At 26.9% G+C, this 15,836-nt stretch carries 17 protein-coding genes; 4 read left to right on the forward strand and 13 right to left on the reverse strand.

Annotated elements, in window-relative coordinates:
• Nucleotides 1-64 precede the first annotated feature (64 nt).
• Nucleotides 65-850 (reverse strand): exodeoxyribonuclease III, encoded by a 786-nt coding sequence (locus tag IQC44_RS01275; protein ID WP_198304389.1) that lies wholly within the window; start codon nucleotides 848-850, stop codon nucleotides 65-67.
• The gene (locus tag IQC44_RS01280) at nucleotides 847-1,092 is read right to left on the reverse strand and encodes a hypothetical protein (protein ID WP_198304390.1); all 246 of its coding nucleotides are present in this window, start codon (nucleotides 1,090-1,092) and stop codon (nucleotides 847-849) included. The genes IQC44_RS01275 and IQC44_RS01280 overlap by 4 nt, the downstream gene beginning before the upstream one ends.
• A gap of 93 nt (nucleotides 1,093-1,185) precedes the next feature.
• On the opposite strand from IQC44_RS01280, the gene IQC44_RS01285 reads away from it, so the two are divergent.
• The 4 genes from IQC44_RS01285 (at nucleotide 1,186) to IQC44_RS01300 (ending at nucleotide 4,821) form a co-directional block, all read left to right on the forward strand.
• Nucleotides 1,186-1,908 (forward strand): sulfite exporter TauE/SafE family protein, encoded by a 723-nt coding sequence (locus IQC44_RS01285; RefSeq protein WP_198304391.1) that lies wholly within the window; start codon nucleotides 1,186-1,188, stop codon nucleotides 1,906-1,908.
• A gap of 76 nt (nucleotides 1,909-1,984) precedes the next feature.
• Nucleotides 1,985-2,977, forward strand: a complete 993-nt coding sequence (locus IQC44_RS01290) for a DctP family TRAP transporter solute-binding subunit (protein ID WP_198304392.1) — start codon at nucleotides 1,985-1,987, stop codon at nucleotides 2,975-2,977.
• Nucleotides 2,978-2,989: 12 nt separating this feature from the next.
• Nucleotides 2,990-3,535 carry a TRAP transporter small permease gene (locus IQC44_RS01295; RefSeq protein WP_198304393.1) on the forward strand — a complete coding sequence of 182 codons (546 nt, stop codon included), beginning with the start codon at nucleotides 2,990-2,992 and terminating at the stop codon, nucleotides 3,533-3,535.
• Between the two features lie 2 nt (nucleotides 3,536-3,537).
• Nucleotides 3,538-4,821, forward strand: a complete 1,284-nt coding sequence (locus tag IQC44_RS01300) for a TRAP transporter large permease (protein ID WP_198304394.1) — start codon at nucleotides 3,538-3,540, stop codon at nucleotides 4,819-4,821.
• A 117-nt stretch (nucleotides 4,822-4,938) separates the two neighbouring features.
• Here IQC44_RS01300 and IQC44_RS01305 read toward each other — a convergent pair whose 3' ends face one another.
• From IQC44_RS01305 to IQC44_RS01355, 11 genes are all read right to left on the reverse strand, one after another.
• The gene (locus tag IQC44_RS01305) at nucleotides 4,939-5,793 is read right to left on the reverse strand and encodes a TIGR01777 family oxidoreductase (protein WP_198304395.1); all 855 of its coding nucleotides are present in this window, start codon (nucleotides 5,791-5,793) and stop codon (nucleotides 4,939-4,941) included.
• 13 nt (nucleotides 5,794-5,806) lie between these two features.
• Nucleotides 5,807-6,337, reverse strand: coding sequence for a lipocalin family protein (locus IQC44_RS01310; protein ID WP_198304396.1), 531 nt, complete (start codon nucleotides 6,335-6,337; stop codon nucleotides 5,807-5,809).
• Nucleotides 6,334-7,263: a ferrochelatase gene (hemH, locus tag IQC44_RS01315; RefSeq protein WP_198304397.1), complete on the reverse strand. Its 930-nt coding sequence runs from the start codon at nucleotides 7,261-7,263 to the stop codon at nucleotides 6,334-6,336. Before hemH ends, IQC44_RS01310 begins: the two co-directional genes overlap by 4 nt.
• 75 nt (nucleotides 7,264-7,338) lie before the next feature.
• Nucleotides 7,339-8,706, reverse strand: a complete 1,368-nt coding sequence (locus tag IQC44_RS01320; protein WP_257120156.1) for an ABC1 kinase family protein — start codon at nucleotides 8,704-8,706, stop codon at nucleotides 7,339-7,341.
• A gap of 188 nt (nucleotides 8,707-8,894) precedes the next feature.
• A complete protein-coding gene (locus IQC44_RS01325; RefSeq protein ID WP_198304398.1) occupies nucleotides 8,895-9,158 on the reverse strand; it encodes a hypothetical protein in 264 nt (87 codons plus the stop codon).
• A 10-nt stretch (nucleotides 9,159-9,168) separates the two neighbouring features.
• Nucleotides 9,169-10,239: an EAL domain-containing protein gene (locus tag IQC44_RS01330; RefSeq protein ID WP_198304399.1), complete on the reverse strand. Its 1,071-nt coding sequence runs from the start codon at nucleotides 10,237-10,239 to the stop codon at nucleotides 9,169-9,171.
• A 65-nt stretch (nucleotides 10,240-10,304) separates the two neighbouring features.
• Nucleotides 10,305-11,015 carry a LytR/AlgR family response regulator transcription factor gene (locus IQC44_RS01335; protein ID WP_198304400.1) on the reverse strand — a complete coding sequence of 237 codons (711 nt, stop codon included), beginning with the start codon at nucleotides 11,013-11,015 and terminating at the stop codon, nucleotides 10,305-10,307.
• Nucleotides 11,012-12,007 carry a sensor histidine kinase gene (locus IQC44_RS01340; RefSeq protein ID WP_198304401.1) on the reverse strand — a complete coding sequence of 332 codons (996 nt, stop codon included), beginning with the start codon at nucleotides 12,005-12,007 and terminating at the stop codon, nucleotides 11,012-11,014. The genes IQC44_RS01335 and IQC44_RS01340 overlap by 4 nt, the downstream gene beginning before the upstream one ends.
• A gap of 37 nt (nucleotides 12,008-12,044) precedes the next feature.
• Nucleotides 12,045-13,454, reverse strand: a complete 1,410-nt coding sequence (locus IQC44_RS01345; RefSeq protein WP_198304402.1) for a phytoene desaturase family protein — start codon at nucleotides 13,452-13,454, stop codon at nucleotides 12,045-12,047.
• A complete protein-coding gene (locus tag IQC44_RS01350) occupies nucleotides 13,441-14,811 on the reverse strand; it encodes a cryptochrome/photolyase family protein (RefSeq protein ID WP_198304403.1) in 1,371 nt (456 codons plus the stop codon). The genes IQC44_RS01345 and IQC44_RS01350 overlap by 14 nt, the downstream gene beginning before the upstream one ends.
• A complete protein-coding gene (locus tag IQC44_RS01355; protein WP_198304404.1) occupies nucleotides 14,808-15,761 on the reverse strand; it encodes a YbgA family protein in 954 nt (317 codons plus the stop codon). Before IQC44_RS01355 ends, IQC44_RS01350 begins: the two co-directional genes overlap by 4 nt.
• Nucleotides 15,762-15,836: the final 75 nt, after the last annotated feature.

Raw genomic sequence — 15,836 nt, forward strand, 5'->3', positions numbered from 1 at the left:
CCATATATTTTATAGGGTACAGATTCTATCCAAAATTCACTAAAATCAAAGAAAAATAAATTATTTAAATTTCAATCTCTAAAGCAATAGGGCAGTGGTCACTTCCAAAAATATTATCTAAAATATAGGCATCTTTTACAAAATCTTTTAAGTCATCACTTATATAAAAATAGTCAATTCTCCAGCCAACATTATTTTCTCTTGCATTTGCTCTATAGCTCCACCAAGAATATTTATCTTTTATATCGCCATTTATGAGCCTAAAAGTATCAATATACCCATGATTTAAAAATTTTGTTATCCAATCTCTCTCCATTTTTAAAAAACCACTTGTATTTTCATTTGCTTTTGGTCTTGCTAAATCTATCTCTTCATGAGCTGTATTTACATCTCCACAAACGATTATAGAAAATCCATCTTTTTTTAAGTTTTCACAATGTTCTAAAAATCTATCATAAAATCCCATTTTATATTCAAGTCTTTCATCACCACTTTGTCCATTTGGGAAATATACATTAAAAAGAGCAATATTTTTATCTTTGATAGAAAAATGAAACTCATTTATTCTTCCTTCATCCAAAATATCAACACTTAAACAAGTAGATTGAAAAATTGGTTCTATATCACTAAATAGTGCTGTTCCACTTCGTCCTTTTATTTTTGATTCACTTGCAAGTAGATGTTTGAACTCTTTTTCAAAAATAGTTTTTGGTATCTGAGTTATTTGTGATTTTGTCTCTTGAAGACCTAAAAAATCGATATTTGCTTCATCAACCCATTTTAAAGCATCTTTTTTATCAACAGCTCTAATACCATTTACATTCCAAGAAACTAGTTTATATCTTCTCATTTTTTATCTTCCTTTTTCTCTTTTTTTTCTTCTTTGATTAAGTTTTCTGGTGCTTTTGGTGGAGTTGGTTTTGTAATTCCTATATTATTTAAGCTCTTATTTGATAAAGAGTTATTTTTATTTATTAAATTTTCACCTTTTCCGCCATGCATATCAATTTTACCACTGTTATCACCTGTATAATTGTAGTTTGCAAACAAAAAATTTGTAAAAATTATTGTTACAAATAGTGCTATTTTCATAATTTTTCCTTTTTTTAAAAGGCGAATTATAGTTAAACTTAAATAATAAAGGCTTTATTTGGTATTTTTCAATAATTTTTATTTAGGATTTTTATGGAAGAGTTATTTTTAGGCTTACTTACATTTTTTACCTCTGTAGTGGCTGCTGTTGTTGGAATTGGTGGAGGAATGATGTTAATTGCAATTTTGCCATCATTTTTGCCTACAAATGCACTAATTCCAGTTCACGGACTTACACAAGTTTCAAGTAATCTTAGTCGGGCTTATTTTGGAAGAAAAGATATAGTTTATAGTGTTGTTCCAAAATTTTTAATTGGTTCTTTTTTGGGAATTGCCTTTTTTGCAGGAATTTTATCTTTAATTTCACTTGAATATGTTCCTCTTTTTATAGGAATTTATATTTTATTATCTCTTTGGAGTGAAAAATTTAATGAAAAGATAAAAAAATATGAAAACTACTATATAGCAGGTTTTTTTCAAACAGGTCTTTCTATGGTTGTTGGAGCTACTGGACCTCTTACTATGACACTATTATTTAAAGATTTCAAAGATAAAGATAAGGTTGTTTCAACTGGTGCTTTACTTATGAGTATAACTCACTTCTTAAAAGTTGTTGTATTTATATATTTTGGTTTTGTTTTCTCTGATTATATTACTATTATATTAGCTATGATTTTTGGTGCAGTTTTGGGCAGTTTTGTGGGAACAAAGGCTAGAAACCTAATAGATGGTAAAAAATTTGCAATTATTTTAAAGGTATTGCTTACAATTTTAGCAATAAACTTAATAATAAAGGTGGTTTTGGAAATTCTTTAAATACTTTTTTTCTTACATAATAGTTACATAACTTTTTGATATAATCAAGTTTATTCAAAAATTAAGGAGAATCACTATGAAAAAAGTAGTTTTAGGAACAATTACGGCGGCTGTTTTAGCAACTTCTAGTTTGGCAGCTGATTATGTGATGAAAATAAGCCATGTTGTAAGTGCTAGTACACCAAAAGGAATGGGTGCTGATTACTTAGAAAAAAGAATTGAGGAACTAACAGCTGGAAAAATTGATGTTCAAGTTTTCCCAAACTCAACACTATATGGTGATGCAGATGAGATGAAAGCTTTGGCTATGAACAATGTTCAATTAATTATGCCAAGCCTTTCAAAATTCCCTTCAATCGTACCACAAATTCAACTTTTTGACTTACCATTTTTATTTAGAGATAAAGATCATTTATACAAAGTTATGGATGGAGAAGTTGGAGCAAAACTTAAAGGTTTTGTTGATGCAAAAAAACAGATGAAAGCATTTGATTATTGGGATGCTGGATTTAAACACTTCTCAAGCTCTAAAAAAGCTATTGTAAATCCTGAAGATGCAAAAGGGCAAAAATTTAGAATTCAATCTTCAAAAGTTTTAGAAGAGCAGTTTAAAATTGTTGGTGGAAATCCACAAATTCTTCCATTTTCAGAAGTTTACTCAGCACTTCAACAAGGTGTTGTTGATGCGACAGAAAATCCACTTTCAAACTTCTATACAAAAAAATTCCACGAAGTTCAATCTAGCTTAACTTTAAGTAGCCATGGATATTTAGGATATTTAGTTGTTATGAATCAAAAGTTCTGGGATAGCTTACCTGCTGATTTACAAGAAAAAGTGGCTCAAGCTATGAAAGAAGCAACAGACTTAGAGAGAAAAGCAGCAGCAGCTGAAGATATTAAATTTATGGAAGAGCTTAGAAAATATGCAGCTGAATCAAAAAGACTTGAAATTATTGAGTTAAATGATGCACAAAAAGAGAGCTGGAGAAAAGTTATGGAGGGTGTTTATCCTAAGTTCTACAATATAATTGGTGAAGATTTAATCAAACAAGCTCTTGAAACAAAATAATAAAGAAGAATTATGAAAAAACTGTTTAATATTTTTGATATTATTGTTGGTACAATCAACCAAACCATAGCCGTTTACGGTATGGTTTTGGGAGTTTCACTAGCATTTTTGAATGTAGTTTTAAGATATGCCTTTGATATGAGTTTACCATGGGCTGGTGAGCTTACAAACTACTTTTTTATTTGGTCAGCACTTTTTGGAGCAGCTTATGGATTTAAGCAAGGAGCTCATATTTCTATTACTATTTTAATAGAGAAATTTTCTCCATCTGTACTTAAAGCTTTTTTAATTTTTGCAAACCTATTGTCTATTTTGTATCTTCTTTTTATATCTTTTCTGGGATATAAACTTACACTATTCTTAATGGAATTTGAAGAGATAAATGTTGATTTACAAGTTCCTTTATGGATACCACAACTAGTTGTTCCTATTGCATTTTTACTTGCAGCTTATAGAGTTTTTGAAAAACTTATAGAACTTTATAAAACAGATGCAAATAATATCAAACTATTTAGCGAACACGAAGCTATTATAGAAGAGATTAAGGGAGAAAAATAGTTATGGTTATAGCTACACTTTTTATTTTACTTTTTGCTTTGATGTTAATTGGAGTTCCTGTTGCTGTTGCACTTGGAGCTAGTACTCTTGCATCTGCATTTTTGTATACAAATAATGATTTAATGGGAATAGTTGATAATATTTTTAATGGTTTAAATAAATATACACTTATGGCAATTCCAATGTTTATTCTAGCTGGTTCGCTTCTTTCAAGAGGAAGTGCGGCTGCTAGAATTATTAACTTTGCAAAAAGTTTAGTTGGACATCTTCCAGGTGGGCTTCCAATAGCTGCTATTTTGGCATCTATTATTTTTGCTGCTATTAGTGGAAGTTCTCCTGCAACAGTTGCTGCTATTGGTTCAGTTATGTATGGTGCTATTAAACAAGCTGGATATAATGAGCAATTTGCTATTGGTACTATTACAACTGCTGGAACATTAGGAATTTTAATTCCACCTTCTGTTGTATTTATTGTTTATGGTGTTAGTGCTGATGAATCTATTGGAAAACTATTTATGGCTGGGGTAATTCCAGGTCTTATGATAGGTGGTATGATGATGATTGCAACATATATACTAGCTAGAAGAAGCGGTTTTAAAGCTACTAAAATGGCAAGTTTCTCTGTAATATTTAAAACATTTAGAGAGTCGTTTTGGGCATTATTAATTATATTTGTGGTTATTGGGGGAATTTATGGTGGTATTTTCACACCAACTGAAGCAGGGGCTGTGAGTGTATTTTATGCTTTATTTATCTCATTTTTTATCTATAGAGATATTAAAATGAAAGATTTATATAAAATTATACTTGATTCAGTTCAAACAAGCTCTATGATTTTCTTTATCATTGCAAATGCTATGCTTTTTGCACACTTCTTAACAGATGAGCAAATTCCACAAACAATTACTCAAATGATATTAGAAGCAAATGTAAGCCCTATAATGTTCTTACTTATTGTAAATATTTTACTTTTAATTATGGGACAATTTATGGAGCCTAGTTCTGTTGTTATGATTACAGTTCCACTTCTACTTCCTATTGGAATTGCACTTGGAATTGATCCAATTCACCTTGGGGTTATTATGGTTGTAAATATGGAAATAGGGATGCTAACTCCTCCTGTTGGACTTAACCTCTTTGTTGCAAGTGGGATTACAGGACTATCCATGGGACAAGTTATAAAGGCTTCATTACCTATGACTTTGGTTCTTCTTTTGGGATTGGTTCTAATCACATATATTCCTGCTATATCTTTATGGCTTCCAGATTTAATGTTTGGGTATTAAGGTTTAATAAACTTAATATAAAAGTAGAAAAGAGTGAAAATTTATTTTCACTCTTTTTTTATAGTTTTTTTTCATACTTTTCTGAAGAAACTTTTACTTTGTTAATATATAGTTTTGTCATTTTCCACAAATCTCCTTTAAACACTCTTCTATATTTTTATATTTAAACTCAAACCCAAACTCCAAAAGCCTTTTAGGAACAGCACTTTGCCCATCAGTTAAAACTTTTGCACCTTCACTAAATATCAGTTTTAAAACAAACTCTGGGATAGGAAAAATAGTTGGTCTATTTAAAACTCTTCCTAGTGTCTTTGTAAACTCATAGTTTGTCGTAGGGGTTGGAGCTGTACAATTAAATACTCCATCAAAGCTATTCTCTATTACAAACTTATAAACTTCTATCAAATCTTCTATGTGAATATATGAAAAGTGTTGTTTACCACTTCCTATAATTCCACCAAGACCTAGTTTAAAAGGAGTTATCATCTTTTGAAATGCTCCACCATTTTTTCCTAAAACTATTCCAAATCTAAAAATAGCAACTTTTACACTTTCACTTTTTGCTTTTTGTGCCTCTTTTTCCCAATTTTGACAAAGAGTTGATAAAAAATCATTTGAGAAAGAGCCATTTTCATCATATTTAGCACTATTGTCATAAATTCCAACAGCTGATGTTGATATAAATAGTTTATCTTTTTTTTCAACTCTATTTAGAGATTCAACAAGTTTTTTTGTAGTATCAAGTCTACTTGAAATCAAAAGTTTTTTATAACTCTCACTCCATCTATTTATTATATTTGCACCATTTAAATTTATAATTACATCACAAGATTTTATAATCTCATCTAATTTTGTAGAGTTTGTTAAAATTTCTCTTGAGATTTTTAAAACTTTATAGTTTTGTTTTTCTAAATAATTAACTAAATTTTGTCCAACAAAACCACTAGCTCCTGATATTGCAACAGTTTTCATAGAATCTCCTTTTTTATTTATTATCTTGAATTGTAAAAATAAGTTTTGAACTATCAAATCCTAGATTTTCTATTTTTTTTAAAAGAGAGTTCAAAAGCTTATCATCTATAGTTTTTTCTCTTGAAATTATCCATAAATACTCTTTTGAAGGTGTTCCAATAATCGCATATTTATAATCTTTATCTAAATCCAAAATCCAGTAATCAGCATAAAATGGTCTAAAAAAACTAACTTTTAATTTGCTATTTGAGCTATTTACACTATATGCAATAGCAGTTGCTTGTTTATATTTATTTGTAGATATTTTTGTACAACTATTTAAAACATCTATTCTACCATCATCTTTTAAAGTGTAGTTTGCTTTTACATTTTTACAATCTTTTTGGAAATAGTGTTCAAATCTAGCAATTTCATACCAAGAACCAATATATCTATTTAAATCAACATTTTGTACAGTTTTTAGATCATAATCATATTTTGTACTACAAGATACGAAAAATAAAGTTGTAAAAATAATTAACAATATATTTGATATTTTATTCATTTTAAATCCTCATAAATAGATTTTAAAGCTGCTATAAAATAAGGATTATTATTTGGTGCTTTTGCAACTCTATAATCTTCTATTCCATATTTTTTTGCTAACTCTCCATACTCTAAAACAAGCTCACCCAAAGTTTCAGAGTTATCAACTGTAAATGAAATGGGATAAATAATAACTTTTTTTCCAAGCTCTTTTAGTTTATCCTCCATATATGGCTGAAGCCATTTCATAGGACCAACTCTTGATTGATATGCAATATCTATTTTTTTGAAATTAATATTCTGTTTTTTTAACTCTTCTTTTACGCACTTTACATTTGCTAAAATATGTTTTTGATATAAATCACCTTTATCTATTGTTCTTTGAGTTAATCCATGTGCTGAAAAAACTAGTTCAAAATCATTTGAATCATCACCATTTAAACACTCTTTTATTCTATCAACGATAGCCTGATTATAAAAGATATTATCATAGTAGCTATTTATAGTTTTGATTTTATTATCTATTTTATGCTCTTTTGCACACTTCATAAAATCTTCAATTGATGACAAAGTTGTAGTTTTTGAGTAGTGTGGATACATAGGAATTGCATATATTTCATCATACTCTTTTAAATCTTTCATAATATCTTTTGCAAAAGGTGGAGTATATCTCATTTCATAAAAAACTTTTGCATCTACAACTTTTTGAAGTCTTCTTACTAATCTTTTTGTATATCCAACAATTGGAGAAACTCCGCCAAGCTCTTCATAGTTTTTTTTTGCAATATTTAATCTTCTAAAAATTATTAATTTTGCAATTATTGCTCTAATTGGTTGCGGAACACCTATAATATATTTGTCATTAAACATATTGTGAAGAAAAACCTTTACTTCATTAATATTATTTGGTCCTCCCATGTTCATTAAAACTATTGCTCTTTTCATATAAATTCCTATTTTTTATAGTAATTTACATGAAATTTATGATTGTTTGTAGGGCTTTTGTGCTAGTTAATATATTTATTTTAGAAATATTACTCTAAGAAATGCAAAAGATACTAAAATAAGTGCAATATTTTTTAGATTTTCATCATAAAATATTAAAAATATAGCAAATAACATTAGGGCAAATATTTTAAAATAAGAGCCAAAATACTCTTTTAAATCTTTTTTTATAAAATCTAGTTGCTCTTTGTTTAATAAAACTTCAAGTTCTCCTTTTGAACTTTTAAGTAGAATATTTTTAAAAGATTTTATAAGCTTTGGAAGAGTTTCAATCTCATCAATAATATTTTCAGTCAGAGTTGTTTTATAACCCAAAGCTTTTGGAATATTATCTTTTAAGATTGGTAAAATATCTTTTACACCATTAAAATTTTCTATATAAGTTGTTCCAAGACCTTCTATAATTGCACTAACTCTTAATATATAAACAGCATCACTTGGAAGCTTAAATGGTAAATCTCTTGTACTTTCTAAGACTTCAAATGCTAGTTTTTGCATAGATTCACTAGATAAATTATCATTTGAAAAAATATCAAACATCTTTTGACTAAACTCAATCATCAAACTTTCAGGTGCTTCATAACTAATAGTTCCTAGTTTCTTATTTGCTTTTACAAAAGTTTCAAAATCTTCTTTATTTGCACCATCAATTAGCTCAATAATTGCAACTCTTGAATCATTTGATATAGTTTTAACCATTCCAAAATCAAGTAAAATCAAATCTCCATTTGTATTTACAAGCAAATTTCCAGGATGAGGATCAGCATGAAAATAACCGTTTATTAACATCTGTTTTGTATAAAAATTTACAAGTTTTGAGATAATTTCTTTAAAATCAATATCATATTTCTCTAAAGAGTTTTTGTTATCAAACCTAAAACCATCCATAAAACTCATAACAATAGCACTAGAACTACAAAACTCTTCGTAAGGTTTAGGAAATAAAACTTCACAATCCTCATAAGTTTTGGAGAATTTTTTTAGATTTTCAAGCTCAATACTAAGATTTGTCTCATCTTTTATCATACTTGAAAACTCACTTATAACAGCATCTATAGAGTTTTTTGTGTAGTATGAAAAAAGTGGTCTAAAAAATTTGTTAAAAAAATTTAATATCTTTATATCAACTCTTACTTGTTTTTCTATATTTTTTCTTCTAAGTTTTACTGCAACTTTTGTATCATCTTTTAAATATGCAATATGAACTTGCCCTATTGAAGCACTTGCTATTGGTTCATCTTCAAAATTTTTAAAAATATCATCTTGAAAAGAGTCTTTTAAAACTTTTTCAAAATCTTTTTTAGACATTTTTGGAAGCTTATCGTGAAGCTCTTTTAGTTCATCTAAATACTCTTTTGAAAAAAAATCAGACCTAGTTGCCAAAACTTGAGCAAGTTTTATAAAACTTGCTCCCAAATAAAAAATAGCCTCTTTTAATTTTTTTGGATTTAATGGTTTAATCAACAAAAAACTATCCCTTTTTTTGATAAGTAAAAAAAGAGATAGCAAAAATCTAAAAATTAAATAGACTCTAAAAGGCGAAAAAAGTTTTAGATATATAAAAAAAGTTTTTATTTTAAATCCTCTTTTAATTTTTCTAAATCAGCTTTTGTAGCAACTCCTAACTCATCTAAAACCTCTTTAAACATCTCTTTTATCTTAGCTTTAACTCTCTCATCTTCATCTTTTCCTTTTTGCTCTAAAGATTCTAAAAAACTTTTTGCATCAGAAGTTTTTATTTTTCCTTTCTCCTCAAGAGTTTTTAACTCCTCTTCAACTCGCTCTTTTAAAAGTAACGCTCCACCAAGTCCTGTAAATAAAATCTCTTTTAACATTTTTAACTCCTTAAAAATTAATTTTTCTAATTGGCTCCGAAGATGGCTTTGCAAAGTAGTAACCTTGCACCAATGAAGCACCGTTGTCTTTTAAGTATAAATACTCCTCTTTAGTCTCAATACCTTCTGCTAAAACTGTAATATTATTCTCTTTTGCAATATTTACTATAGCTGCAAAAACAGATTGATTTGCTCTATTTTTATCAATATCTTTTATTATTTCTCTATCAACTTTTACAATATCAGGCAAAAGTTGAACAATCATATTTAAAGAGGAGTATCCACTTCCAACATCATCTAATGCTACCATAAAACCTTTTGATTTATAAAAATTCAAAATATTTTTCAAGTGTTCAATATCTTCTATATTTTCACTCTCAACAACTTCAAATATTACATTTTTTGGATCGAACTCTAAAGATTTCGCCCATTTTACAGTAGATTGCAAACAGTGATTTGGATCATAAATTGCTGTTGGAATAAAGTTTATAAAAACCTTTGCTCTAATATTTTTAATAGCAGCAGTTTTTAGCGAACTCTCTCTACAAGCTCTATCTAAGTAAAAAAGCATATCTCCATCTTTTGCCCAAGTAAAAAGTTTATCTGGATAAACTAATGTTCCATCCTCATTTACACCTCTTGCAAGAGTTTCATAACCATAAATTGTATTAGTTTTTACATCTAAAATTGGTTGAAAATGTGCTGTTAAACCACCTTTTGAGAGTAAAGATGATAACTCTTGAGCTGAGATTAAATTTTTGTACTTTTCCAAACTCTTTACATCTCTAATTTTTGAGTAATCGAGCTTTTCATTTTCACTTAAACTAAGAATATAAATAGCTTCTCTTTCATGTTTTTTAAAAATATTTTTTGAAAGAAGATTACTTAAAAACTCAATAAAAGAAGAAGTTTTTACAACAACTGTCAAACTATCCTCTTTTAAATAATTAATACCACTGTCATCTAAAAAATCTCTAAATTTTTTAGACAACTCAACAACCTCAAAACCAAAAATAAGATTAGATTCCTTATCTTTTATTATTGGTAAAGTTTGACACTTTATACAAGATGATGTAGGCATACTTACTCCTCTTTTTTTAAAATTTTAATAGAATTTAAAATTTTTGGTACTACTTTAATGCCAATTTATATACTTTTTTTATCTAAATACTCTCTAAACTCTTTTGCCCCATCTTTTGAACTAACTATAAACTCATCAATACCACTAAAATATATCTCAAGCTTTGATTGTTCTACACTTTTTATAGATTTTATCTTATCAACATTTACAATGTAAGATCTGTGAACTCTAAAAAAGTTTTTATCTTTTAATATCTCTTCTAAATCTCCAATCTTCTTTTTTGCATAAACAAAATTCTCTTTAGTTCGTATAATAATCTCATCTAAATCAGCTTTTATATAAAAAATCTCATCTATCTCAATTAAATAGATTTTATCAGAAACCTTTCCTAAAATTTTTTTTGAACTATTAACTTTTTCATCTTTATACAAAAATATTTTTTTTAATATTTTTTTGAGTTCAATATCTTCAACAGGTTTTAGCAAATACCCAATTCCACCTTTTTTAAAGGCATCCAAAGCATACTCTTCATAAGCAGTTTGAAACACTATAAAAGTTTTTGGCTCAATATTAAGTATTAGTTCAGCTAGTTCTAAACCACTAAAATTTGGCATAGAGATATCCAAAAAAGCAGCATCAAATTTTGTTTTTGAAATCTCTTTTATAGCTTCTAAAGGGTCACTAAATTCAACTACATCAAAAATATTGTTATCATTTAAAACTCTTTTTAATCTTGCAAGTGCCAAACTCTCATCATCTACTATTAATACTTTCAATTTTTATCCTTTAAAATAATAGAAAAAGCCATATTTTCACTATCTGAAATATATTCAAGTTTTCCTATATTTAATATTTTTAATCTATTTTCTAAATTTGATAAACCTGTTTTAAACTTGATATTTGAACTCTTTTTACCATCATTTAAAACCGTTATAGAGTTTATATTAAATTTAATATAAATATTTAACTCTTTTCCCAAATATCCATGTTTTATACCATTTTCAACCAAAAGTTGAATTGAAAATTTTGGTATTTTTACAAATTTTAAATCTTTATAATCATCTATATGCAAAACTACTTTATTGTCAAATCTAATATTCTCAATTCCAACATAAGTTTGAACCATTAAAATCTCATTTTCAAGTGTAACTAAACTCTCTTTATTTATAGCATTTCTTAAAAATTTTGATAGTTGTAAAACTGCATCTTCTGCTTTTTTCTTGTCAATATAAATTAGTTGAGATACAGAATTTAAAGCATTAAATAAAAAATGAGGATTTAGTTCATTTTCAAGAGATTTTAGTTTTGACTCTAAAATCTCTTTTTCTATTTGGTTATTTTTATTTTTCAAAGATACAAATTGATGTAAAATCAAAGCTATTAAAAGTGTTAAAAATCCTACAACAATAGCTAGAAAAAACCAAAAGTTTTTTATTAAGATTATTATATTTGAGCCTGTTTTTAGAAATATAAAATAGCCTAAAATAAAGCCTAAAAATCCAGATAAAAATGAGAATATTAAGCTAAAAAAAGTCCATAGTTTATTTGGTATTTTTGGAAGTAAAAAGTTGTTTGAAAAGCTTATTAAAATATATGCAAAAATTGAGATAAAAAAAGCTGTTGAAACACTAAAAATAATTGTAGAGCTATTTTGTAAAGATTCATTTAAAAAGTAGAAGATTAATGATTGGAAAAAACCAAATAAAAGCCCAATTATTAAAATATTTAGCCAATCTTTTAAAGATATTTCCAACTCATTTTTTAGCATTTTAAACCTTTTTTCTTATCTTAGCCAAATTAGCTTTTTATAGCTCTTCATTTAAAACTTTTACACCCAAGGCAATTCCAGGCCATCCTTGACCTGCAAATACAGAATCTCCAATATTATAAAGATTTTTAAAAGGAGTTTTAGCACTTGGTATTTTTAAAATATTTCCTAAATCAAGTGGCATAGAACCACAATTTAGCCTATTTATATATCTTTTAAATGTTTTACTACTTGCACAAAACTCTAGTTTAATATCATCTTTTTTTATATCTTGTATGTTTTTTAAAAGCTCATTTAAGATGAAATCTTTTGTAATATTTTTTTGTTTCTCATATTCATCTTTTTCTAAATTATCCCAAAATAGGGCTTTTGTATGGCAAGATATTGTAACAGAGTAGCCATTTTTTGATAGTTTTTCATCATCTTTATGGCTAAAAGATACAAAAAAGCTTTTTGAAACTGTATTTGGAATTACCTCATTTAAAATAATTTGGTAGTGGTTTAAAAAGCTATTTTTTGAATCTATTTTCAGATAAATAACAAAAGCACTTTGATCATAAAATTTAAATCTATTGTAATATTTTTTAATCTTTTCATCTACGAAAAGTTTGCTTGATTCAAAAACAGGTGCATTTAAAATAATTTTAGATGCTAAATACTCATCTTTTGTAGAGATTAATCTGTAAAGATTATGCTCTTTTTTAATAGATAAAATCTCCTCATTTTTCTTCAAATTTATATCTTTTAACATATCATCAAAAAGTTTTCCCATTCCATTATTTGCATAGAATATTTTATGAAAAGGGTAAGATAAAGCTATTGCAAAAGATAGTAAAGGGATTTTTTTTGAAGTTGATTGAAGTGTGATTTGAAGTTGTGCATCGATAAAATCTTGATACTCTTTTGATATCTCTCCAAGAGTCTCTTTTATAAAACTATCAGCTTGTTTAAATAGAAGAAATTTATACTCTTTAAAAAGTATTTCAATAGTTTTTAGACTTTTTAAATATGAATTTATACTATATTTTGCAAAATATATATTTTTTAAACTCCAAAATCTTTTATCAATATCTCTTAAAGTTTGCCAAAAATATCTATTGTTTTTGTTATAAAAAACTCTATTTAAACTATTTAAAAACTCCTCAAAATCTGTTTTTCTATCAATGATTTTTCCATTTATAATAGATCTGTAGGCATAAGAACTCTTTATTAAATCTGGTTTAAAACCTGCCGTATCAAAAAAATCTTTTATAATATGATTCTCTTCATAACCTACAAAAGTAGTAGCTGCACTATTAAAATAGTTTCCAAATCTTTTAAAAGTTGATGCAGTTCCACCTAGATTTTTGTCTTTTTCAAATAGTATTAAATCCTTGTCTTTATTTAAAATTGATATTAAACTTCCACCAATTCCACTTCCAACAACTGCAATATCAGTTTTTTTCATTATTTGCCCTTTTAAACTCCAAAATTGCTCTTTGCCTTGAAAAATTTATACCTACAAGTTGTTTTGGATAGTTTAGAAAAATATTCTCTTGTACACCATTTTCTTTATGTATCTCTTTAGCTTCAATATCTTTTAACTCTTTTAAAACACTCTTGATAAATATTGCATCTTTATCAAATTTTTTGGATTGTAAATATGGATTAAAAACCCTAAAATATGGCACACTATCAACTCCCGTACTAGCACTCCACTGCCAAGATCCAATATTTGAACTAGTTTCATAATCAAGAAGTTTTAAAGCAAAATATCTTTCACCTTTTTTCCAATCTATTAAAAGATTTTTTGTAAGATATGAAGAGACTATCATTCGTAAACGATTATGTAAAAGTCCAGTTTGTTTTAGATATTTCATACTTGCATCAATTATTGGAACTCCTGTTTCGCCTTTGCACCAGCTTATAAAATCATCTTCATTTTCATTCCAATTTACTTTAATATCTTTAAAGTTTTCAAATTCTGAGTTTGGAAAATGGTATAAAATATAGTTATAAAACTCTCTCCAAAAAAGCTCTCTTATATAGAAATCTATCTCTTTTTTTGGTGCTTTTAGTTTTTTAATTTTATTAAAAAGCATTTTAGAAGATATTAGTCCAAATCTTAAATGCACACTTAAGTTTGAGCCACCATCTAAATGAAAATAATCTCTATTTTCTTGATAGTTTTCTAGTTTTTCTAAAAAATCCTCTATTAAATCATCTGCACTTTTATATAAAAAATTTGGTAATTTTTGCTCTATAAATCCTAAATCTTGAAGAGTTGGAACAAAACTATAATCAAAATCTACTTTTTTTAGCTTTTTAATATTATTTGTACTTTCAAGCTCTTTTATCTCATTTGACTGGTGCAAAAACTCCAAGGAGTTGTAAAAAGCTGTAAAAACCTTATATGGAGTGTTATCTTTTTTTAAAATATTTTGAGGATTTATTAAAAATGAGTCAATATATCTTTTTAGTGGCAAAATCTTTGAAATCTCTTCATCTCTTTTTTTTGCATAAAAATCAAAATCTATTGAAGTTAAAATCTCATCAAAACCAAGATTTTTTAACTTTGTAAAAACATTTTTAGGAGTATCAGAAAATATTGCTAAATCAAGATTTAGCTTTTTTAAATTCTCTTTTAATTTTATTACATTTTGGTATATAAAAGTTACTCTTTTGTCATCTTTTGGAAGCTTTTCTAAGATATTTTTATCAAATATAAATATGGGCAAAACTTCGTTTCCTATACTTTTAGCATCTGCTAAAATTGCACTATCAATTACTCTTAAATCTCTTCTAAACCATAAAATCTGTTTCATTTAAAAGCCTTTAAATCACTTCTAAGTGCAAGTTTTGATGGGTATGGATTTAAAAATTTTTGAGTTTTCAGATACTTTATATCAAACTTTTTTGTGTAGATATTAAAGATATTTATAATACTTATTAGTGGAATGGTTTTTGATTTAAACTCATTAATAGTGTTTAAAATATCTGCTTTTTCCTCTTTTTCTAAATGTTTTTTAAAGTAGCCAAAAATATGTAGTAAAATATTATAGGTTTTATTTATAGTTGATTTTATGGCAATCGCTTTTAAAAACTCGTCTTCATACTCTTTATAAATAGTTTCAATCTCTTTTTTTTCTTGATTTGCAACAATTTTTCCTAAAACTTTATATGAGTTTTGAGATTTTGAGTAGATTAAATATTTATAAGATGTGTGAAAATCTACAAGATTTGATAATTTTTTCTCATTTTTAAGCAAATTTTTTAAATCATTATAAGAGTAAACTTGCATTAAAAAATTCTCTTTTAGCCAAGCATCATTTAATCTACCTTCCTCTTCCATAGGAAGATAGGGCATTTTCTCTTTTAGTTTTCTTGCAAAAACTCCAACACCATTTTTTACTGAAGGGGCATTTAATGGCTGATAAACTTTTACTCTTTCCATCCCACAAGATGGAGATGAAGATTTTAAAATAAAACCAGAAAGATTGTCATTTAAAGCTTTGTTTGCCATCTTCTCACAAATATCCTCTAAAGCATCACTTACATCAATTGGCTCTTTTGTAGATGTAAATATTTTAACTTTATCATCTACTAAAACTTGCCTAACTGCAACTCTTGGAGAGTTCCAAATAGCATTTTCAGGACAATATGAAAGAAAAGAAAAATGCTCTTTTAAACTAGTTGATACAAAATCATCTTTTGCTTCATGACCATCATATCTGCACATATTTCCTAATAAACAAGATGAAACACCTAAAATCATATAAAGCCTTTTTATTTATATTTTATATGAAAAAGAGGTTTGTTTGTAGGGTTTTTTTATAGCTTCATATTTTAT

It is taken from the genome of Arcobacter vandammei, assembly GCF_016106035.1.
Taxonomy (GTDB): Bacteria; Campylobacterota; Campylobacteria; order Campylobacterales; family Arcobacteraceae; genus Aliarcobacter; species Aliarcobacter vandammei.